Source organism: Paenibacillus sp. NPDC057934 (assembly GCF_042887565.1).
In the GTDB taxonomy this organism is placed as follows: domain Bacteria; phylum Bacillota; class Bacilli; order Paenibacillales; family Paenibacillaceae; genus Paenibacillus_AQ.
Genome location: NZ_JBHVPB010000009.1, coordinates 25,594 through 46,731 on the forward strand (window position 1 = coordinate 25,594; position 21,138 = coordinate 46,731).

A 21,138-nucleotide genomic window follows, 5' to 3' on the forward strand; every position below is an offset into this window, starting at 1 on the left:
TAGAGGCTATCATGCGCACGGTGCAAAGCAGCACCTGGCATGGAAAGATTTTCGTTACCTTAAGACATGCGGTATGTGTGATCCGCAAAACTTCAGGAGAGCTCCACCATCTGGGCTGCTTCGGTATTCGATTGTGTGTGATTACCGACAATTGTAAAGTAATGGTTCTGTACTGTGAAAAACACCGCTCTCACCCTTTCGTTCATTTTTTGGTAATTACTTGAAGAATATTCGTTATGTTCAGAGTTTATCATTCGGTTCAAGGCGTTGTCAAACAAATTTTTTAGCTTTTTTTTCAAAAGCAGTTTGGAATCTTTGAGTTTTTTCAGTATGATTAAAGTTACACAAAGGAGTTGAGAGAGATGAGTATGGCAATTAGCCAAGCAGCGGCAGCCTGGTTCAAGCGGGAGCTGGCGCTTAATAGCGGAGACTCTATTCGTTTATTTCCGCGGTATAGCTCGGGCGGCGGACTTCACCCTGGTTTCTCGCTGGGGCTGGCCACCGAAGCCCCTGTAGCGTTAGGTGACCGGACCGAGCAGGAGGGTATTGTGTTCTTTATGGAGGAGCAGGATTTGTGGTATATGGAGGGGTATGACCTCGCTATTGAATATCATGAGGCTGAGGACGATATCGAATACAATTATATAGCAAAGACCGCGACCACTGATCTTTAGAAGTAGCACATTCTAATATTTTCAAAAAGCCCCTGCCGAGGCAGGGGCTTTTCATATGGAATATGGTGATCAGTCCGTGAAGTTACCCTGGATCAATGGGAGCTGCGGAAGGAATCTTCCTCCATCGCAAAATCAAAATCGTCAATATCAAACACCTGAACCGGGACGCCGCCTTCTATAATGCGTTGGATCAGCTCGAACTGGTCTGTCAGAATAGGCACATTCTCCCGCTGGGAGGAGAGAAGCAGCTCCGTCTCAATCGGGTCAAACATCTCACCGTATGGAGCGGTATCCATACTGTTGATGATGGTAATTTGCGATTGTCCGCCGAGGAGAATCCCGGAGCTTTTGGCCCAAGGCACAGCGAGACAACGATTGATTTTCTTGGCATTAAGCGGTTCTTCAAAATATGCGATCAGCTCGCCGATTCTGCTCTTGACATGCTTATCGTCATCCGCACGGTTCATCAGCGGCTCATCGCTGTCCCGCAGTTCATATAATTCCATCACCGAGGTGTAGGGAACTATGTATTCCACAGGGCTTCCCGGCACTAGAAGTTGACCGTAAATCGCCATCATGACGGCTTCCGTCACAAATTGTCTTGACATCATTATCCTCCTGAAGTTCGGGTGCTGCTTATCCTACTAATGGACATAGCCTTATAAAAACATTGTGGAGAGCAAAAGTCAACATCACCATGCACACACCAGCTAGAAAGAAAGGACACCCTAACCTGTGAAGTACTGGAAATCTTATTATACCTTTGTACGTCCATATATGAAATGGATCATTATCACACTGATCATAGGGATGATCAAATTCAGCATTCCGCTGACACTTCCTATTATTCTAAAATATGTTGTGGACGACCTTTTGATGAATCCGGCGATGACCGTTAACGAACGAGTGTCGCAATTAATGATGATCCTGGGCGGTGCCTTTGTATTGTTCGTTATCGTCCGCGGTCCGGTGGAGTATTACCGACAGTATTTTGCCCAGCTCATTACCAGTAAAGTGCTGTTCGATATGCGTAACAAGCTGTATGCTCATTTGCAGCGCTTATCACTACGTTACTATCAGAATACCAAAGTAGGCGAGGCCATTTCCAGGTTTATCAATGATGTGGAGCAGACGAAGAATCTGGTGGAGGTCGGCATGATGAATGTCTGGCTGGATATGTTCACGCTGGTCTTCGCGCTGGCGTTCATGTTCTACCTGAATCCGGTGCTGGCTCTGGTCTCCATTGCGATTCTGCCGCTATACGGTATTGCTGTGAATACGCTGTACAAGCGGCTTAAGATCCTGACCAAAGATCGCTCGCAGGCGCTGGCCGGTATTCAAGGTTATCTGCACGAGCGCATTCAGGGGATCTCTGTGATTCGTAGCTTTACAATGGAGCGAGTGGATCAGAAGAAATTCGAAGGCATCAATGCCAATTTTCTGAACAAGGCGTTGGCCCAGACGCGCTGGAATGCGTTCACTTTTGCCATCATCAATACCTTGACGGATATCGCCCCGCTACTAGTGATCGGTTACGGAGGTTATCAGGTTATTCAGGGAAATCTGACGCTCGGTACCTTTGTTGCTTTCTTCGGTTATCTAGACCGGATGTATGCGCCGCTTCGGCGGCTGATTAATTCCTCCACGGTTCTGACCCAGGCCTCGGCTTCCTTGGAGCGGGTGATGGAACTGCTTGAGGAGCCCTATGATATCGTAGATGAGCCAGGAGCCAGAAATCTGAGTGGAGGGTCGGGCGCGATTGATTTCCGTCATGTTTGGTTTAAGTACAGCCCGGAAGGCGATTGGGTGTTAAAAGATATTGATCTATCCATACAGCCGGGGCAGACGGTGGCCTTTGTCGGTATGAGTGGTGGGGGCAAATCATCGCTGATCAGCCTGATTCCGCGCTTCTATGATGTCACAGAGGGAAGTTTGCACGTGGACGATCAAGATATTCGGAGCTTAACGCAGGAGAGTCTACGCGCTGCTGTCGGGATGGTCCTTCAAGACAACTTCCTGTTCAGTGGTTCAGTGCGTGAAAATATTCTGTTTGGCAATCCGCAGGCACCCGAGGAGAGTATCGTCGCGGCAGCGCAGGCAGCCAATGCCCATGATTTCATCATGCAGCTGCCGCAGGGATATGATACGGAAGTGGGCGAGCGGGGCGTGAAGCTGTCCGGCGGACAGAAGCAGCGGATTGCGATTGCCCGTGTTTTCCTTAAAAATCCTAAGGTGCTCATTCTGGATGAAGCGACCTCAGCACTGGACCTTGAGTCAGAGCATCTAATTCAGCAGTCGCTTCAGTCGCTGGCTTCGCAGCGGACGACCTTGATTGTCGCTCACCGGCTGTCTACGATTACCCATGCCGATCAGATTGTCGTGTTGGAGAATGGAGCGATTACAGAACGGGGCACACATGAACAGCTGATGGCGTTGGACGGAAGCTATGCCCGGCTCTTTAACGTACAGCGATTGGACGTTTAATTTAGGCAGCAATGATCTGGTCAGATGAAAAGGGATTCGGTTGCTCTTGCCAAATCGCTTACCACGGTATCCACATAAAAGAGAGTAGCGGTGGTCTCGGGAGAGACGCCGCTTTTTTCTTTTTTTCGATAGCATCAGCAAAAGTTTTTTGAGTCCTTGCGTCTTTTTGGGAGGGCTGCACGTCTAACTGGTGTATACGTTAAGAAAGGAAGTGAGTAGCATGAACGTTGAAGTACTGGCTGAGCGGGCAATAGCCGGCGATGAAGACAGCTTCACTACCCTGATCGAGGGCATGCAAGAGCGGATTTACAGAATGGCATTTTCTTATGTCAGGAACAAGGATGAGGCGCTGGAGATTGTTCAGGAGACAGTCTATAAAGCCTATATTTCCATTCATAAATTGCAGCAGCCGCAATACTTTGCGACCTGGCTGACCAGGATTGCCGTCAACTGCGCGCTGGATCATATCCGCAAATCCCAGAAAATTATCTATATGGAGAAAGAACCCGAAGGAAGCTATGTACCGGGGCAGAAGGAAGAAATCATTGACTTGCACGAAGCGCTGGACGGGCTCGATGAAAAATCGCGGATGGTAATCGTAATGAGGTATTTCGAGGACTTGCCGCTGAAAGACATTGCGGAAATCCTGGAACAGCCCTTAAGCTCGGTCAAATCGGTCCTTTACAGAGGACTAGAGAAATTAAAAATCAACCTGGAGGAGAGTGAGCACCTTGGATAAACAATTGGAAGTGATGCACCGGGCATATAACGATATAGAGATTCCCCAAGAGCTGTCGGCCGCTACCCGTATGGGAATCGAAAGAGGCAAGCAGCAGCGGCGCAAAAACAGAGTGGTACGGCGGAGTCTGAAATGGGGCAGCTCAGCGGCGGCGGTGCTGATTTCTTTTACTATAAGTGTGAATACAATGCCTGCCTTCGCAGGAAGTCTGGAGCAAGTGCCTGTGCTTGGTAAGCTGGTGGAGGTGTTGCAGTTTACCCACGGAAGCGCAGGCGGCGGCACGATTCAGGACGGGGTGGATGTGGACTTTATTGCCTTGAAGACACAGGGTGAGCGTGATCAGTTAATCTTGAATTTTGCTAACCCTGATGAAGATCAGACGCTGGCGAGTTCATATAACGTAAAGTTTACAGAATATCCTTACACTATGACCATTTCGGTCAGCGGCGCGAGAAAATTCTCGGCTGCCAAAGACTTGGAGACGCTGAAGGCTAGCCGTTTTGTAGAGGATGCCTATCCGCTCATCACGCTTGATGACTCTGCCATTCGCTTTAGTGTAACTTTCAAAGAGCCCGTCTCTTATGAGGTCAAGGAATACAAAGATCCTGCGCAGGTGGTTATTACATTGAAGCAGGGAGCAGGGGATCAGAAGCAACCTGTGTATTCGCTGCGGACACCTTCCCAGCCCGCTGGGGAGACGCTGGCGATTGCCGAAGAAATGCTGTTCGGGGTGGAAGGATTGCGTATGCTGAAGGATCAGAAGGGGTTATTCCTCGTGGAAGCAGGGTATTATCCGACGGAGGAAGCAGCGCAGGAAGCGATGAAACAGATTCAGACAGAGCATGGCTATGCAGAACCTTTGATTGTGGAGAAAAGAATGGCAGTTGAGCTTCCGCAGTCGATTTCTGCCGATCAGTAACACTACGTTGCTCAGCTATTTCAGGCAATGATAGCTCAAGCAGGCAAATGCGCTTACAAATTTACCGCGACAGATGCTCAAACAAATTATTTCACTAGTTTGGAATAAGAATACAACACAAAGCATAAACACTTATACTAGATATGAATTGAAGGTCTGTTTTTGGGCCTTTGATTCATATTTTTTAACTGATAAATAAAAATACAGACGGCGAATAGGATTACTTTCAAAGAAAAAAGTATCTTATTAATTTCAAGTTTCTTTTTGACAATAAAGTCAACTTACACCTCTCCTTTTAGCCTACCTCGAATCATAAAATAATTGGCTATATAGAACGCAATCAAATAACAAACAACAAAGCATAGAAGCTATTTTAAAGTGTAATTAAAGGCATTTTTGTACCCTAAATAGCTTGTGTTTACCTTTTTATTGAAAATTAGGTACAATAATGTACTTATTCTTGTTATTACCTCTAAATTAGCAAAATTAAGGTACAAAAGTACACTTAATTACTTCGTACACTTTTAATCGAAAAATGTAAGTTTTAAAAATGTATCAGTTGGGGAGAGAAAGCTATTTTCACTGCTAAGAAGACGGGCACAGTGGAGGGGGGATTGCGACGTAAAGCTTAATTTCACCACTACCTATATTAAGTTTTTTTCTTACAAATGCTCGCTCATTCGCAGGATATCTCGCTGCTGAATAACACCTGGTCTTCTATTTGAATCCTAATTTTACTTAATGATAGAAATGATAGATTAGAGATTATTTCTAGCCAATTCATAAAAAATCGCTTTAAAAAAGCTTTATGCCAATAGACACAAATAGCTGCTTCAGTACCTGAAGCAGCTATTTGTGCGGATATGAGATGGAGGTAAAAAACGAATTTGAGCGGCTTCAATGGATGAATTCCTGCTGTGCATTCCCGTTGTGATTCCGCCCGTTCCGAGTAAATTACAATTTTCCAATCAATAGCGACAGAATTCCTGCGGCGATTAGCGGGCCGACCGGTACGCCTTTGAAGAAGGCCACACCGATAACCGTGCCGATCAGAAGACCGGCGACAACGGTGGGCTGGTTGCCCATCAGGATAGCGCCGCGTCCTCCAAGGTAGGCCACAAGGATGCCTATGCCAATGGCAGCGAGCGATTTCCAGTGCAGGAACGACTGGCCTATGGTTTGCAACGAGATTCGCCCGCTGGCCAGCGGAGTCATGACACCGATGGTTAGGATGATAATCCCGATGGTGAGTCCGTATTTCTCCAGCCAGGGGAAGGCTTGATGTAGTCCAAGTACCCTTATTAGCAGCAGAACGACCATCGCGATAGTGACAGGCGAATTATTGCTGACAATACCCAGTGCGGCCAGTCCCAGCAGCAGCAAAGAGGTCATGTCCATCCGTGTTTCAACTCCTTGTCTGATTACCTTGACTTCGAGAGGATGTGATCCACAATCAGCTTGCCATGTCCTCGTCCAGTCTCGATGAAGACCTCATTGGCATTACGACCGGAGGCGATCACTCCTGCTACGTAGATCCCTGGCACCGTGGACTCCATAGTAACAGTGTTGTATACTGGCTTATCCAGATCGTCATCCATAGCTGCACCTGCGGAAGATAGCAGGGCACGGCTTGGCCGGAAACCGGTTAGCGCCAGAACAAAATCATTGTCGATGACATTAGTCTCGCCATTATGAGCTGTAATCAATACTGCATCCGGCTTGATTTCTGTAACACGGGACTGAAGATGCAGACGGATCTTTCCTTTTTGTACCATGCCTTCGAAGATCGGACGTACCCACGATTTAATATTCTCCGAAATACTGTTTCCGCGATAAACCATATCTACGGAGGCACCCACACGCATCAGCTCCAGCGCCGCATCTACTGCCGAGTTGCTGCCACCAATGACGGTAACCTTCATCCCGGTGTAAGGGTGTGCTTCCCCGAAGTAGTGAGTAACCTTAGGCAGCTCCTCGCCGGGAATACCAATCATATTAGGTTGGTCAAAATAGCCGGTCGCAATGACAACATGTGCGGCTTTATGACTGTGCTGTTCGCCGCGCATATTGGAAGTATGTACGACAAATGTTCCATCCTGAAGCGTTTCGATCGACAGCGCTTCTTCATAAGCGGCGATCTCCACGCCATGCTGCTCAGCAGCGCGGCGGTAGTAGACAAGCGCTTCATGGCGATAAGGCTTATCGTTCGGCGAAGTGAATGGTACACCGCCAATTTCCAGAAGCTCTGCCGTGCTGAAAAACTGCATATTGGTGGGATACAAATAAATAGAATGAACGATAAAGTTCTTTTCAATAATGAGGCTGGACAGTCCCTGGCGCTGGCATTCGATAGCTGCTGAAAGCCCGCAGGGGCCGGCCCCGATGATGATAACATCTTTCATGTAGCTGGTAACCTCCCGTGAAATCCTATCTTTTTATGCTGAATAACGGACCCGGCAAAATGCCGGACCTCTAAATCCTACTCCAATTCCAAGATTTTTTCCATAAAGACAAATAAGTAAGCGCTTTTATATTGCTTAAAGCATATAGAATGGTGTATAATTAGATATATATCTAAAGTTATTTCAACTTTACTTCAGGATCTGAACGTCATAAGGAGTGTATCTCGTGCAGCTCGACAAAATCGTTAATTATCACAAGGCTTTGGCCGATCCTACCCGCCTTCGCATGTTGCTCTTGTTATCTCAAGGAGAAATGCACGGACATGCGCTGGCTGAGAAGCTGAATCTATCTCAGCCAACAGTTACCCATCATGCCGCCAAATTGCGCGAAGCCGCCCTGATTAAGGAGCGGCGGGACAAAAATACAGTCTTTTTCAAGCTGAATCCTGAGTTTATCAGAGAGAATGCGGAAGCGTCATTGGAGTTTATTTTTGCGAAAGGAGCAAGGGATATGGAAGAGCAGTCACCTGAGAACAGTCTCAAGGAGTCGGTCATTCGCAATTTCTTCGCCAAGGACGGCCGATTGCGGCAAATTCCGGCTCAGTACAAGAAGAAGCTGATTGCCTTGCAGTACATTGTGGAGAAGCTGGAACCTGGTGTGGTGTATACCGAGAAAGAGATCAATGACTTCATCAAGCCGTTTCATGATGATTTTGCCACCATCCGTCGTGAGTTCATTATGCATCAGTTTATGTACCGTGAGAATGATAAGTACGAGCTGAATCCGCCGGAGATGTGGACGCATTGGGAATATGTCAAATAAATGGCATCAAATGATAAGGTTATGTGAAACTTAGGCTTAAAACGGTTTAAAGGATTGGGAATTGCATAAAATGGAATTGTAAGCGTTATTTAATATAGCATTGAAAGGAGACTTTCGGTATGATATTTAAACGCGCCAAAAAAGCATCCCCGACCATTGTTGTAACTCTGCCGCAGCTTAAGCAGGCTGTGAGGCAGTTTGAAGCCGATATGCCGGACCCGATCAATCGCACTGCACTGATCAATGAAGATAAGAGTATTGACATGGACCGCCTCAAACGATATTTGGGTGGTGTTCCTAAGCAGCGGTTCTTTATGTCCCGTGAGACCTTTGAGATTTTTGAAGAAAAAGACAAGCTAATTCCTTATTATTTGGACATGGTTCAGTCCGCTGTGGACAATTATATCAGCGATACCGGCAAGCTGCCGCTACTGGAAGATGCCTGGTTGCCTGAGGTGCACTACCGGCTGCTGTCAACGGAAAGATATCTCAAAGAGACCCCGCCTTTTCCACTGTATATCACGGACGAGGAAATGATGCTTACCCACAGACCGGAGCATTTCGAGTGACGGGGTGACAGGGTGAGCAGGGGGTTAGAAGATAAAGACTGTCCTGGATGAAGGGGAACTAACACCCTTTTCCAAGACAGTCTTTTTGTTGATGTGTGAATCGTGAGAAATGGTTAAGCGTTATTGGGATGTTACTAGCTAGATGAAGAAGGGAAGCAGGAACAGATCGCTGACACCGAAAAAAGGAATCCGCCGAGAGATAAAGCGCCGTCTTGGAAAGAACCCGGGACGGAAGCCGAATTGTCGGTAAGTAGAGCCTTGTGCAGGCATTCCGTTCGCCTGATTCATGATTTCACCTGTCGGAATTGCCAGTGTAATATAATCCTGATCAACGTGAGCAATAAATCCGTCATGGGATTGACCGTCTGTCGTCACGATCCCAACATATTTATTCATACAGTTCCAACTGATTTGTTGAATGTTTTGCGTTTCCATGATAATACCCTCCCTAAGAAATACCCCTCTGGATTTGAACTCCTGACATTAGTCTATGGACTGAAACCCAGAACGACCACGGTATTCGCCTATAGAACGATAATTAATACAGATGGACTGGAATCTATGAAGAGAATACAAGAGGCTGGTCTAACCATTTTGTTCGGTTGACCAGCCTCTTCTACAACTTATTTTAGTAGGAAGAATGCTTTACCGTTGTATTAACGATGCTGTGCATACTGATTAGCCTTGCTAATGCCCCGGAGTACATTTAGTGTTTCCTCAGAGAGCGGTGGACTCCCGGCGGCTGATACATTCTGTAATAACTGTTCCAGACTACTTGCGCCCGGAATAATCGTCGCTACAGAAGGGTGGGACAGCGGATAACGCAGTGCCGTTTGGGTCAAATGGAGGCTATCGCCGCTCTCATGAGTCAGCTTGTCATGGAGCGCGAGCAATGCCTCCCGGTCATAATCCAAATAGTTTTTCTCCGCTTTGACTCGGCCTCGCTCAGTCAGGATTCCTCCGGCCAGTGGGCCGCGGGCGATCAGACTAATAGCATGTTTGGCTAGCAGGGGAAGAACCTCTTCCTCCGGACGCCGGTCCAAAATGCTGTATTGACTCATAACACTGACAATATTAGAGTGTTTGACATATTCTCTGATCACATTGGGGCGGATGGAGGAAATACCATAATAACGGATCAGGCCCTCTTGTTTCAGCTCCTCGAATGCCTCGATAGTTTCCTCGATAGGGTCCTCGATGGTCCCGCCGTGGAGCTGATACAGATCAATGTAGTCTGTCTGTAATCTCCGCAAACTGTCTTTGACTGCGGATTTGATATAGGCCTTGGAAGGGTCCCAATCCCAGCCTTCCTGACCGGGCTTCCTGCGGTTGCCCACCTTGGTAGCAATAACCACATCCCCGCGGCGGTGGCGAACGGCTTGGCCTACGATCTCCTCATTACGGCCTGCATCGTACAGATCGGCGGTATCCAGGAAGTTGATGCCCTTCTCCAGTGCTTCATGAACGAGGTAGACACCTTTGTCCTCCTCTGTTCCGAGGGACATGCAGCCAAGTCCGATTTCGCTAATGTATAGTTCTGATGTTCCGAGCTGGTGTTTGTTCATCCTAGGTTTCCTTTCTGTTGACAGATTGACCTTTATTATATCGCCTTCAAGTCCTGTCGGACAAATCTGGAAGTGTGCGCTGTTGGTTTATAAGACCCTATTCTTTTCAGAAAAGGATCAGGCGTGATATAGTTTTAACTGTGAACCTGTAGACAGGTTACTTGTACAGGAATACGAAATCTAGCGAATTGGTGAACTTATGACAAAAATACAAGGCTTGCTATTTGATCTTGATAACACACTTATGGACCGCGATCATACGTTTCGCAGCTTCAGCACCCAGTTTGTGCGCGACTTTCTGGGCCATTTGTCCCCAGGGGAGATGGACAAGGTGATCGCGGATATGATCGTCAGGGATAATGACGGTTACAGGGACAAGGATGGTTTTTTTGCCGAACTGAGCGAGATACTACCTTGGGAGACGCCCGTCTCTGCCGCCCAAATTCGCACTTATTATGATGAAAGCTACAGTCATCACGGGTCGCTGATGAATCATGCCTTGGAGATCCTAGAGCATTGTCAGGCGCGCGGTTATGTGCTGGGACTCGTGACCAATGGGAAAAAGCATATCCAGGATGGTAAAATCGACAAGCTGAATCTGAGAAGCTTCTTCAGAACAATCGTGATTTCCGGAGAAGCCGGAATGAGTAAACCCGATCCAGCCATCTATCGACTAGCGCTGGAACGTCTGGGAACGGAGGCTAATGAGACGCTGTTTATCGGGGATCATCCGGTTAATGATATTTGGGGCGCCGGTAAGGCGGGTATCGAAAGTATCTGGCTGCGCCGCAATCATTCATGGGATGATAATCTTGAAGGTGGTCCGTGGAAAACGATTGACGAGTTAGATGAACTGAAGCAGATTTTGTAAATTCATTATGTATTATTGGTTGACAAAAAGTATGCAGTCCGTTTATGATAGCAACAGATTATTTCGGAAGGAGACGATGAATATGACAGCAAATACAATGATTGTTTCGACGGTTGTAACTGTTGTAGATACGTGTCTTCCGGGAACAGCGGCTGTTCAGCAAGTCTGATGCAGCAGCGGGTAAGCTCTTTTAATGCTTATTAGAGCCGCCGGGAACCGTATCGGTTCCGGCGGCTTTTTTGCGTACAAATATACTAAGCCTAACGCTTATATGGGTGTGGTTTATTCTCTATTTGTGATTGTACAGTCAGACTCTGCACTTAAGTGGAGAATTCTGTACCAGACGCCGCCGGAACCTTGGTTTCGGCGTTTTTTTATGTTCCCGGAAAACTCGTAGGATGATAAAAATATGGATACAGAAACTTAGGAGGCAATACATGAATATTGAACAATATGGTTGGAATGAAATCTGGATGAACAAATGGAATCAAGAATGGAATACACAAGAGGAAGGAAAAGGCTATGTACCCGGGCGGGTTGTGGGCGACTTCGGCAGCAAATACCGGGTACTTGCGGAAACTGGCGAGACTTGGGGGGAATTGGCCGGGAAGTTCAGGCATTCCCTTCGCGAGAAGGGAGAGTTTCCAGCTGTTGGCGACTGGGTGGCACTGGTTATGCAAGATGATGGTGCCCATGCGGTCATCCATGGCGTTCTTCCCCGGCACAGCGTGATTTCACGCAATGTAGCTGGCAGCACCCAGGACGAGCAAATCGTCGCTTCTAATGTCAACACCTTGTTCCTGGTCAGCGCCCTGAATGATGATTATAATGTCCGGCGGATGGAGCGGTACCTTATTATGGCCTGGAACAGCGGAGCTAACCCAGTAATCCTGCTGACCAAAGCGGATTTGTGCGAAGATGCGGACGAGCGAATCGCCGATATGGAAAGGGCGGCGCCAGGCGTTCCCGTATATGCGGTCAGTGCCTTGCTGGACCAAGGACGTCAGAAGCTGCTTCCGTACATCGGCAGTGGGCAGACGGTGGCGCTTACAGGCTCGTCGGGCTGTGGCAAGTCGACGATGGTCAACTGGCTAAGCGGAGAGAAGCTGCAACTGACCCAGGATGTCCGGGAGGGAGATAGTCGTGGCCGGCATACCACCACGCACCGCGAGATGTTCGTGCTGCCAGATGGCGGTATCATCGTCGATACACCGGGGATGCGGGAGCTGAAGCTGTGGGAAGACGAAGGCGGACTTGATCTCGCCTTTGGGGATATCAGCCAATGGGCTGCGTCCTGCCGATTCAGTAACTGTAGTCATGAGCGGGAAGAGGGCTGCGCAGTACTGGAAGCAGTCCAAAATGGGCAGCTGGATGAGAAACGGTTGCTCAACTACCGCAAAACCCAGCGCGAGCTACAATTCCAGAGTTCGAAGGAAGCCAAAGCGAAACGAAAGGTAGCCTCAGGTACAGGAACCTCCAAAACAGGTCAGTCGCGAACCAGAGGCTACGGCTGGCGCAAAGAACTAGATGAATATTAAGTGATATGTGATTCTTAAGATCACTCTATCTAACGACAAAAACCTCCCGGTTCCTGAAGGAACGGGAGGTTTTGTCGTACCTATATATAAATAAAGGCCCGGTTAATGTGATTTCAGATCGTTGTTAAGTCTAGTGGTTCAAATGGTTACGGCTAATGCAATAGCAGGACCTTTAGAACGATAACTTAGAACGAAGCTGCTACAGCTTTGGCAGATTGCAGGCCTTTTGCGATAATTTCAGCGGCTTGATCTGGAAGTTGGCTGTGGCCTTCAACGATAACTTGAGTAATGTCTTGGATACCCCAGAAGCCAAGGTTGTTAACGATGAAGTTAACAGCCATTTCGGCACCAGCAGCAGGACCTTCGGAATAAATGCCACCTCTTGCATTCAACACAACCGCTTTTTTACCACCCAGGAGGCCTTTAGGACCTTCAGCAGTGTATTGGAATGTTTTACCGGCTTGGTTCACGTAATCGATGTATGTGTGAAGTACAGCAGGTACAGTCATATTCCAAAGTGGGAAAGCGAACACGACTTTATCAGCTGCAATAAATTGATCCAGGTATTTGTTTACCAGAGCTGCACCAGCAGCTTCTTCAGGGGTAGCTTCATAGCCTTGGCTGGCTTTGTAAATGCCAGTGATCAAAGTGTTGTCGTAGTATGGGAGCTGTTCAGCGAACAGGTCAAGTTCGGTAATTTCATCTTGCGGATGAGTTTGCTTGTAGCTCTCCAAGAATTCGTTGTACAGTTGGACACTGACTGCTTGTTCAGCAGGACGGTTGTTTGCTTTGATGAATAGAACTTTAGTCATGTTGATTGCTCCTCAAATGTATATTAGATACTTACTGAATATAATATAGCACTTGTAATTAAGTTTGTAAACTTTAATATATAAAAAATAATTGTAGTGAATGAATAAAGACTTCGTCTTAAGAGGATACGTTTAGAAATATGTAGAAAGGGTATATAGGAGTACGAGGATAAAAGGAAATGATTTCCTGATAGGAATAGAGCCTGAGAAGAAATGAACAGAAGGAGCGATTGACATGTCCATTGACCGTTTTATTATTAAGAAATTGGACAACTGTCACGAAGAACACACGCGTCTAAATCTGGTCAAGCTATTCAAGCTTCGTATCCAAAAGGCGGAAAAAGCGGAAGAGAGAAACTACAAAACCAGCTAAACCGTTCTATCTAGAGTTAAAAGGGAGGCAGTCATTCAAGTGATAGACAGGCATATTCCTTCAGGAGAGAAGGCGTATGCCTCTTTGAGTTGTCTGGATTATAAAAAAATATCCCTCTATTAATAGAGGGATAGCGCCAACGAATCATTTTCGCTGTAACTGTGCAATATAGCTTCGGAGCCTTTAATTTCGATACTGATCAGAGAATTCAAGCATTTCTGGAGGGCACGTTTGCCTTTTTGAATTTTGAGATCCAAGGTGTTGTTAAGTAACCGGAGCACTTTTTGAGTCGGCTGTTTATTTTCTGTTGTGAAATACACAGGTACAAGTTTGTTCTGAAATGTTATAACCATTCTCATTTGAAATCCACCTCGCTACAAGTATTTCATAGTAATGATAATACCGGGTGTTTCTTAATTTTACCTTAAAATTAGCTTATGATAACATAAAGATTACTAGATTTATTTCCTTATGCCGTGTTTTTTGATTTAATTATGATCAGTGAAGTATTACAGGAAGGAATAATGATGTGAATGAAAAAGAAAGATTGATTCTGGCCCGGTTTCTGTTTCCAGAACTGACCAGGAGTGTGGATATTGAGAAGTTGTTGAACAAAGCGGATGCAGGAGCACGGCTATGCCGGCTCAAATACGCTGAACCGGGTTTTACAAGGGATGTTTGCCTGCTGATACATAAGGAGACTACATGGATTTTTTGTCTGAGAGCACCGGAATTGTCCAGTTGGGAGTTAAGCGAGCCAGAAGAGGTACGTGAGGCTTGCATCCTCTTAATGAATGATTGCGACGATCGTGACAGGGATACTCAGACCGCACCCACACCTGCACCTGCAATGTTGCTATCCAGGAAAAGGTTTGAGCAGATCCAGGAAGAGTCAGATCCCCTTCCGGTACATATTCTGTCGGATTTACTGGAGGAAGCTAGCGGCGATGTCGTGAACGCACCCCGGCTAGCCAGAATCATGAAGCGGTGCACCTCTAAGGGTGAATTGCGACTTTGCATGCACGGTTCCAGCGGCTGGAATACGCAATATGCCTCCTATATCGCCGATCCATCAGGCGCATTTGTGCTGCGTGTTGGGCGCGGTACGGAAGATTGGATGATTGCTGCGCCAACCACCAAAGCGGAGTTCTGCAACGCTGTCACACAATGGGTTCTGAAGGCGGCGCCAATCTGACGCTGCGGCCAGCAAGGAAATAATGAAAACCGGAACCCTCATCAAACCTCAGCCAAAATACGCGTAAGCAAATATAGCGACACACATCAGGCAGGACCGATATTATGGTTCCGGCCATTTTGGCGTTCCCTCATGAATCTTAAAGACTCTCAATCATAGTTTCCATGTATTTCAAAAAAAAGAGTATCCGCCGATGTACCTATTTTTACTAGATTTTGAACCCGTGCCCCGCAGCCTCCTGGTCTTCTTAACCATTCTCTAGGCATCCGCATATGCTGCAAGCAAGGGCGAAAGACCCGGTAAGAAAGGAGAATGAAAGATGAAAAGAAGAAAAAAATGGTCACTGTCGTTCTTGATCATCGCTCTGTGTTTTTCCGTACTTGCCGGCTGCGGGGGCGACCCGTCGTCGGTGAAGGTGAAGATCGGCGAGGTGACCCGCTCGGTGTTCTATGCGCCTGAATATGTCGCGCTGTCACAGAATTTTTTCAAGGATGAGGGTCTGGACGTGGAGCTGCAGACCATTCCCGGCGGGGACAAGACGATGACGGCTCTGCTCTCAGGAGCGATTGATGTGGCGCTTGTAGGCTCCGAAACTTCGATTTATGTATCCCAACAGGGAGCCGATGATCCGGTGATCAACTTTGCACAGCTTACTCAGCGGGACGGGACGTTTCTCTTTGCCCGCAAAGCCACGGGACAGTTTACCTGGGATGAGGTGAAGGGGTCAACCTTTCTTGGACAAAGAAAAGGCGGTATGCCACAAATGGCCGGCGCTTTTACCCTGAAGCATAAAGGTATCGATCCCGCCAAGGATGTGAAGCTGATTCAAAATATTGATTTTGCCAACATTGCCGGGGCTTTTGCTTCCGGAACGGGGGACTTTGTACAGCTCTTCGAGCCGCAGGCCTCTATCTTCGAGCGTGAAGGACGGGGTTCAGTTGTAGCTTCGTTCGGGGTGGAGAGCGGGTACTTGCCGTACACGGTTTTCATGTCCAAGAAGAGTTACATCAGCAAAAATGGCGAAACGGTCCAAAAGTTCACCAATGCGATCCAGCGCGCTCAAACTTGGGTGAAGGATCACAGCCCGGAGCAGATTGCAGACGCGGTGCTGCCGTATTTTGACAAGACAGACCGGGATATCGTCATCTCTTCGATCAAGCGTTACAAAGAACAGGATACGTATGCGACAGATCCCATCATTGACAATAAAGAGTGGAATAACCTGTTGGACGTTATGGAGAATGCCGGTGAGCTGAAGGAACGCATTCCAGTAGACAAAATTGTAAATAACGGCTTTGCCGAAAAAGCCAAGGACAGTCTCGCAAAGTAAGGAAAAGCACATTCTGTGAAAGGAGGAGGTGGATATGCTGCCGGTAGTGGAATTAAAAGGAGTAACCCATGCTTACTTGGGTGAACGGGAAGCCTTTCTGGCTGTTGAAGACTTGAACCTTAGTATTGGAAGCGGAGAATTCGTCAGTCTGGTTGGTCCAAGTGGCTGCGGTAAAACGACGCTCCTCTCAATTATTGCCGGATTATTGCAGCCTTCCGAAGGAGAGGTCTCCGTCTATGGCCGTCCTATCCATAGTCCTTCCCCCGAGATCGGCTACATGCTACAGCAGGATTATCTGTTCCCCTGGCGCACGATTCTTGAGAATGCACTGCTGGGGTTAGAATTGACCGGTAATCTGAACGAGGAGAACCATAGAAAGACCGTGGAGCTGCTGGGAGATATGGGACTTGCGGGAAAAGAGGATGCTTATCCGTCCCAGCTCTCCGGCGGCATGCGGCAGCGGGTAGCACTGGTGCGTACCCTTGCGACAGATCCCGGTCTGCTTCTGCTAGATGAGCCATTCTCGGCGCTCGATTACCAGATCAAGCTGCAGCTTGAGGATTTGGTGTCAGAAACTCTGCGCCGCCGCGGAACGACAGCTATCCTGGTTACCCATGATCTGTCTGAGGCGATTGCAGTCAGCAACCGGGTGATTCTGCTGGAACCAAATCCGGGAAGAATCCGTAAGGTGTTCACTGTGCCGGAGTCTATCCGCGACGTTCCGCCCTTGTATGCACGGGATCAGCTCGGCTTTGCAGAACTTTTTCATGAGGTATGGAAGGAAATGGAGCAGGCAGGGAACAAGTCAAATTAGATTGGTAACGCTGAACGTTAGGAGGGAAGGCTTGTGGAGCAATCGGAAATATCCGGGATCGCTGCTTCCCGGGAATCATGGCTGCGGCAATTACACAGTGTATTCAGTCAAGAGCAACGACGGGAGAAAAACCGGATTATCGCGGTCCGCACCAGCCTGCTGCTGGTGTTCTTCGCCTTCTGGGAAGCCAGTGCACGGCTGGGCTGGATCGATGAACTGCTGTTCAGCTACCCAACCAAGGTGTTCCGGCAAATTTGGGGCGATATGATCAGCGGCACTCTCTGGCCGCATTTGGGAATCACAGTTGGAGAGACCGTGGTAGGATTCGCGCTGGGGACACTGCTGGGTACACTCCTGGCTGTTGTGATCTGGTGGTCGCCTTTTCTATCCGCTGTCCTGGATCCATATATGGTCGTATTCAACAGTATGCCAAAGGTGGCACTAGGTCCCATCTTTATTGTAATGTTCGGGGCCGGATTCACAGCGATAGTAATGACGACTTTATCCATCACGGTTATTGTAACTACGCTTGTCGTCTATAACAGCTTTTGCAGCGTCGATCCCAATCTGGTCAAGGTGGTGCGGTCGTTCGGCGGCACGCGGGTGCAGATCTTCTTTAAGGTCATTCTGCCATCTTCGTTCCCTGCCATCGTATCTACGCTGAAAGTGAATGTCGGCATGTCATGGGTAGGTGTCATTGTAGGTGAATTTCTGGTGGCAAAATCAGGTCTTGGCTATCTCATTATCTATGGCTTCCAGGTCTTCAACTTCACGCTGGTAATGTCAAGCCTGCTGATCATAGCAGCGGTGGCAACGGCTATGTATCAACTGGTTGTCTATGTGGAGAAGCTACTGTTAAATCGGCGTTAAAAAGATGATGTCATGTTGTGCCGTTCTGAAAAATCTTGTACCATGACTATATTATCTTTACTTAAATTAAGAAGCGAATGTAGTTAAGGAGAGTATTGTTCATGGGATTTCGTGTAATCAAAACCGCAGCGGCCACGCTGCTGTCCATTCTGCTGGCAGCCGCTGTGGGCATACCCAATGCGCAAAGCGCAGGTCTGCTAGCTATTCTGGGTGTGGAAGTGACCCGCAAAAGGAGTCTCCGAACGATATCGGCGCGCTTTTTCGCCTCGCTCGTGGGACTCTTTTTAGGCTGTATTCTATTCTGGGGACTAGGTTTTCATTATTGGGTACTAGGACTATATGTGCTGTTTGGCTTCCCGCTGATTGTGCGGGCAGGCTTTAAGGAAGGGATCGTCACCAGCTCGGTTATCGTTTTTCGGGTCTTTGGACAAGCTGAGATCAGCTTGCACGTCTTGTTCCAGCAGATTGAACTACTCGTAATCGGACTAGGGTCTGCAGGACTGGTGAATTTGATCTATATGCCTCATGCCGGTGGGGCGATCTCGGCCATCCGCAAGGAAGTGGATGGTTATTTCTCTGTGATTTTCACACAGATGTCCCGCACATTGCGTGATCCCGCGTATGTCTGGGACGGAAAGGAATTGATCGGAGCTAGTGCTGCAGTTCAGCGGGGGCTGACGGCTGCGACGCGGGAGATGGAGAATCATGTGATACATCCCGATGAAGCGTGGAATGTTTATTTTTATATGCGAAAAGAGCAGTTGGAATCGATCCAGAACATGGTTCAGTTGCTCTCCCAGGTGTACCGGCAACTGCCGCATTGTGAAATGATGGGCGAACTCTTCGATCAACTTAGTAGTGATGTGAGAGCAGAGGAATATACAGGCCGTACGGAGCAACTGCTCCAGGAGGTAGAGCAGGAATTCAAGCGGATGGAGCTCCCGGCTTCCCGTGAGGAATTCGAGGTGCGTTCAGCGATCCTCCAATTGTGCCGTGAACTGACTCTGTACCTAAAAATGGCTAAACAGCATAAGAATCCGGTCGGACATGAGGTAGTTCGTCCATCACGGGGTAGTGCCCGCAAAAGCTGAGATTAGGCCTCGAAGCCCGGGACAGGTATTAACAAACAATAGTAAAATAACGATAAGTATAGTTAAGCAATAAAATAATACCACCCAGGTGATGTTTCTTGATCAGTAACAGTGAGGATTCTAATACAGCAGGAAATTCCGTAGTCTCGGATTTTCTGCTCTGGCAGGTGAGAGCATGAATAGTAGCAACGAGGAGTATATCGGGAAGCAGCTGGTTTCTAACTTGTTCAACAGCAAGGGCGTTTTTGTATTGCCTGCAATGACCTTGTTAAACGCCGAGCATACCCGATTGATCAGCCAGCACAAGATTACGCTGGAGGAGAAAGATGTTATTCATTTGGACGGCGCGGCATTTTTCCAGATTGCTATCGACGACTGTACGACTGCAATGGAAGGTATTTTTGAACAGATCCGTTATAATAAAAGCAAGCGCATTCCCATGATCGAGCTCCGCAATGAAGTCATCCCCTTCATCCATCAGGTTACGGAGAAGAATGATTTCTATGGCATATTGGCTGCGTTGCAGTCAAAGGACGATTATACATACAGGCATAATGTTGCAGTAGGGATACTTTCGACGCTGCTGGGCAAGTGGCTCAAGATGAAGCCGGAGGATCTCAGCCAGCTGACGATTGCGGCCACCCTGCATGATATCGGAAAGATTATGGTGCCGGCTGAGATTCTGACCAAACCCGGACCGCTGAGTGATGAAGAGTTTCAGATTATGAAAAAGCATACTACGTACGGATACGAAATGGTGCGGGATACGGTGGGTACGAATCATAATCAGGCACTTGTGGCCCTTCAGCATCATGAGCGTATGGATGGCAGCGGCTATCCGTTCGGGGTACTTGGACACCGGATTACGGATTTCAGTAAAATCGTGGCAATCTGCGATATTTTCCATGCCATGACCTCAGATCGTTTCTATCGGAAGGCGTCTCCGCTTTACGAGGTTCTGACACAGATGGAGGAGAGTGTGTACGGCAAGCTGGATCCTTATATTTGCCGGGTCTTTATTGATAAACTGATGCAGTCCATGATAGGGAACGAGGTGGAGTTAACAGATGGGCGGACGGGAAGAATTGTGATGATCCTGTCGCATGACCCGCTTCGTCCGCTTGTGAACCTCGGCGAGGACTTCCTGGACCTCAGCAAGCAGAGAAACATCGGTATTGTAAGGGTTATTCCGCAATAAAATGTACTCATACCATCGTGTTAGATGAAATAAAATGAACTATAACCCTCGCGGCCGGGGCCGGGAGGGCTTACTCAAATTTATTTATAGACTAACAATCAACAAATGCCTAGAACCTGCATACACTTGATAGTGAATGATTGTATGGAGGAGGTTCAAAGATGTCATTAGGCCATAAACGTCAAACAAGGGAGATCATTACGAAGGCAATTTGCGGCAAAGGTCGTAAGTTCTCTACCGCAACTCATACCGTGACTCCGCCACATCATCCGACAAGTATTCTGGGGGCATGGATCATCAACCACCAATACGAAGCGGTTGCCGCCGGTAACGGAATCGAAGTAATCGGTACTTATGATGTGAACATCTGGTACTCGTACGACAAGAATAAGCAGACCGAGGTTGCTAAAGAAACGGTCTCTTATGTGGAGCTTATTCCTCTTTCGTACCTGGACCCGAGACACCGCGCATCTACAGTGGAAGTTTCTGCGGAGGCAACGCAGGAACCAAACTGTGTAGAAGCTGGCGTATCGCCGGGAGGCGGAAGCGTGACCCTTCGCGTGGAGCGGGAGTTTGAAGCGGAATTGGTGGCTGAGACCAAAGTCCGCGTGTTTGTAAGTGATCAAGTCGATGATCTGGAAGACAAGGATTATGATTTTGACGGCGAAACCTTCGATTATGAAGATTTGGACCCTGACGCCCTGGATGATGAGCTGTAAAAAACATGCGCCGCCGCCTGGCTTACGATTTATGAGATATGATTCATTATATGTTGGGAGGGCGGCGGCGTAGAGGGCGAATGCCCTCCTTTTTTTGAATAATTTTTTTGCTTGTCTAAGAAGGTTATTCATTTCCATCGGAGTTTAATTGT

The 21,138-nt window shown here is 47.7% G+C and carries 23 protein-coding genes; 16 read left to right on the forward strand and 7 right to left on the reverse strand.

Annotated elements, in window-relative coordinates; translation table 11 throughout:
- Nucleotides 1-362: 362 nt before the first annotated feature.
- Nucleotides 363-674 (forward strand): HesB/YadR/YfhF family protein, encoded by a 312-nt coding sequence (locus ACFVRY_RS20485; protein ID WP_387502160.1) that lies wholly within the window; start codon nucleotides 363-365, stop codon nucleotides 672-674.
- Between the two features lie 92 nt (nucleotides 675-766).
- Here ACFVRY_RS20485 and ACFVRY_RS20490 read toward each other — a convergent pair whose 3' ends face one another.
- Nucleotides 767-1,282 carry an ADP-heptose synthase gene (locus tag ACFVRY_RS20490; RefSeq protein ID WP_387502161.1) on the reverse strand — a complete coding sequence of 172 codons (516 nt, stop codon included), beginning with the start codon at nucleotides 1,280-1,282 and terminating at the stop codon, nucleotides 767-769.
- 127 nt (nucleotides 1,283-1,409) lie between these two features.
- Between ACFVRY_RS20490 and ACFVRY_RS20495 the strand changes: the two genes are divergently transcribed.
- The 3 genes from ACFVRY_RS20495 to ACFVRY_RS20505 all read left to right on the forward strand — a co-directional run bounded on the left by ACFVRY_RS20495 (nucleotide 1,410) and on the right by ACFVRY_RS20505 (nucleotide 4,816).
- Complete coding sequence (locus tag ACFVRY_RS20495; RefSeq protein WP_387502162.1) at nucleotides 1,410-3,158, forward strand: ABC transporter ATP-binding protein; 1,749 nt, start codon at nucleotides 1,410-1,412, stop codon at nucleotides 3,156-3,158.
- Nucleotides 3,159-3,378: 220 nt separating this feature from the next.
- Nucleotides 3,379-3,897 carry a sigma-70 family RNA polymerase sigma factor gene (locus ACFVRY_RS20500; protein WP_379197002.1) on the forward strand — a complete coding sequence of 173 codons (519 nt, stop codon included), beginning with the start codon at nucleotides 3,379-3,381 and terminating at the stop codon, nucleotides 3,895-3,897.
- Nucleotides 3,890-4,816, forward strand: a complete 927-nt coding sequence (locus ACFVRY_RS20505) for a DUF4179 domain-containing protein (RefSeq protein WP_387502163.1) — start codon at nucleotides 3,890-3,892, stop codon at nucleotides 4,814-4,816. The genes ACFVRY_RS20500 and ACFVRY_RS20505 overlap by 8 nt, the downstream gene beginning before the upstream one ends.
- 954 nt (nucleotides 4,817-5,770) lie before the next feature.
- On the opposite strand, the gene ACFVRY_RS20510 is transcribed toward ACFVRY_RS20505, so the two are convergent.
- Together ACFVRY_RS20510 and ACFVRY_RS20515 are read right to left on the reverse strand one after the other, a co-directional pair.
- The gene (locus tag ACFVRY_RS20510; protein WP_387502164.1) at nucleotides 5,771-6,214 is read right to left on the reverse strand and encodes a DUF441 domain-containing protein; all 444 of its coding nucleotides are present in this window, start codon (nucleotides 6,212-6,214) and stop codon (nucleotides 5,771-5,773) included.
- Nucleotides 6,215-6,237: 23 nt separating this feature from the next.
- Complete coding sequence (locus tag ACFVRY_RS20515; protein WP_387502165.1) at nucleotides 6,238-7,218, reverse strand: YpdA family putative bacillithiol disulfide reductase; 981 nt, start codon at nucleotides 7,216-7,218, stop codon at nucleotides 6,238-6,240.
- Between the two features lie 226 nt (nucleotides 7,219-7,444).
- On the opposite strand from ACFVRY_RS20515, the gene ACFVRY_RS20520 reads away from it, so the two are divergent.
- Nucleotides 7,445-8,041: a DUF2087 domain-containing protein gene (locus tag ACFVRY_RS20520; RefSeq protein WP_066361789.1), complete on the forward strand. Its 597-nt coding sequence runs from the start codon at nucleotides 7,445-7,447 to the stop codon at nucleotides 8,039-8,041.
- 119 nt (nucleotides 8,042-8,160) lie between these two features.
- Nucleotides 8,161-8,610: a DUF3939 domain-containing protein gene (locus ACFVRY_RS20525; RefSeq protein WP_387502166.1), complete on the forward strand. Its 450-nt coding sequence runs from the start codon at nucleotides 8,161-8,163 to the stop codon at nucleotides 8,608-8,610.
- Nucleotides 8,611-8,748: 138 nt separating this feature from the next.
- On the opposite strand, the gene ACFVRY_RS20530 is transcribed toward ACFVRY_RS20525, so the two are convergent.
- The gene (locus tag ACFVRY_RS20530; protein WP_387502167.1) at nucleotides 8,749-9,045 is read right to left on the reverse strand and encodes a phosphatidylinositol kinase; all 297 of its coding nucleotides are present in this window, start codon (nucleotides 9,043-9,045) and stop codon (nucleotides 8,749-8,751) included.
- A 221-nt stretch (nucleotides 9,046-9,266) separates the two neighbouring features.
- Nucleotides 9,267-10,175, reverse strand: a complete 909-nt coding sequence (locus ACFVRY_RS20535) for an aldo/keto reductase (RefSeq protein WP_387502168.1) — start codon at nucleotides 10,173-10,175, stop codon at nucleotides 9,267-9,269.
- A gap of 199 nt (nucleotides 10,176-10,374) precedes the next feature.
- Here ACFVRY_RS20535 and ACFVRY_RS20540 point away from each other — a divergent pair, with 199 nt between their 5' ends.
- Entirely contained in the window at nucleotides 10,375-11,046 is a 672-nt protein-coding gene (locus tag ACFVRY_RS20540) for an HAD family hydrolase (RefSeq protein ID WP_387502170.1), read from the forward strand.
- A gap of 437 nt (nucleotides 11,047-11,483) precedes the next feature.
- Complete coding sequence (gene rsgA / locus ACFVRY_RS20545; RefSeq protein WP_387502171.1) at nucleotides 11,484-12,584, forward strand: ribosome small subunit-dependent GTPase A; 1,101 nt, start codon at nucleotides 11,484-11,486, stop codon at nucleotides 12,582-12,584.
- A gap of 185 nt (nucleotides 12,585-12,769) precedes the next feature.
- On the opposite strand, the gene ACFVRY_RS20550 is transcribed toward rsgA, so the two are convergent.
- Nucleotides 12,770-13,396, reverse strand: a complete 627-nt coding sequence (locus ACFVRY_RS20550; RefSeq protein ID WP_387502172.1) for an FMN-dependent NADH-azoreductase — start codon at nucleotides 13,394-13,396, stop codon at nucleotides 12,770-12,772.
- Between the two features lie 235 nt (nucleotides 13,397-13,631).
- Between ACFVRY_RS20550 and ACFVRY_RS20555 the strand changes: the two genes are divergently transcribed.
- Nucleotides 13,632-13,769, forward strand: a complete 138-nt coding sequence (locus ACFVRY_RS20555) for a hypothetical protein (RefSeq protein WP_387502173.1) — start codon at nucleotides 13,632-13,634, stop codon at nucleotides 13,767-13,769.
- Nucleotides 13,770-13,888: 119 nt separating this feature from the next.
- On the opposite strand, the gene ACFVRY_RS20560 is transcribed toward ACFVRY_RS20555, so the two are convergent.
- Entirely contained in the window at nucleotides 13,889-14,128 is a 240-nt protein-coding gene (locus ACFVRY_RS20560) for a hypothetical protein (RefSeq protein ID WP_066361778.1), read from the reverse strand.
- Nucleotides 14,129-14,298: 170 nt separating this feature from the next.
- Between ACFVRY_RS20560 and ACFVRY_RS20565 the strand changes: the two genes are divergently transcribed.
- The 7 genes from ACFVRY_RS20565 (at nucleotide 14,299) to ACFVRY_RS20595 (ending at nucleotide 20,986) form a co-directional block, all read left to right on the forward strand.
- Nucleotides 14,299-14,964, forward strand: coding sequence for a hypothetical protein (locus ACFVRY_RS20565; RefSeq protein ID WP_387502174.1), 666 nt, complete (start codon nucleotides 14,299-14,301; stop codon nucleotides 14,962-14,964).
- A 319-nt stretch (nucleotides 14,965-15,283) separates the two neighbouring features.
- Nucleotides 15,284-16,294 carry an ABC transporter substrate-binding protein gene (locus ACFVRY_RS20570; protein WP_387502175.1) on the forward strand — a complete coding sequence of 337 codons (1,011 nt, stop codon included), beginning with the start codon at nucleotides 15,284-15,286 and terminating at the stop codon, nucleotides 16,292-16,294.
- 34 nt (nucleotides 16,295-16,328) lie between these two features.
- Nucleotides 16,329-17,108, forward strand: a complete 780-nt coding sequence (locus tag ACFVRY_RS20575) for an ABC transporter ATP-binding protein (RefSeq protein WP_387502176.1) — start codon at nucleotides 16,329-16,331, stop codon at nucleotides 17,106-17,108.
- Nucleotides 17,109-17,141: 33 nt separating this feature from the next.
- Nucleotides 17,142-17,978 carry an ABC transporter permease gene (locus ACFVRY_RS20580; RefSeq protein WP_387502177.1) on the forward strand — a complete coding sequence of 279 codons (837 nt, stop codon included), beginning with the start codon at nucleotides 17,142-17,144 and terminating at the stop codon, nucleotides 17,976-17,978.
- Between the two features lie 101 nt (nucleotides 17,979-18,079).
- On the forward strand, nucleotides 18,080-19,069 hold the full coding sequence (locus ACFVRY_RS20585) for an aromatic acid exporter family protein (RefSeq protein WP_387502178.1): 990 nt from the start codon (nucleotides 18,080-18,082) through the stop codon (nucleotides 19,067-19,069).
- A gap of 175 nt (nucleotides 19,070-19,244) precedes the next feature.
- Entirely contained in the window at nucleotides 19,245-20,267 is a 1,023-nt protein-coding gene (locus ACFVRY_RS20590) for an HD-GYP domain-containing protein (protein WP_387502179.1), read from the forward strand.
- 161 nt (nucleotides 20,268-20,428) lie between these two features.
- The gene (locus ACFVRY_RS20595; RefSeq protein ID WP_066361767.1) at nucleotides 20,429-20,986 is read left to right on the forward strand and encodes an outer spore coat protein CotE; all 558 of its coding nucleotides are present in this window, start codon (nucleotides 20,429-20,431) and stop codon (nucleotides 20,984-20,986) included.
- Nucleotides 20,987-21,138 lie beyond the last annotated feature (152 nt).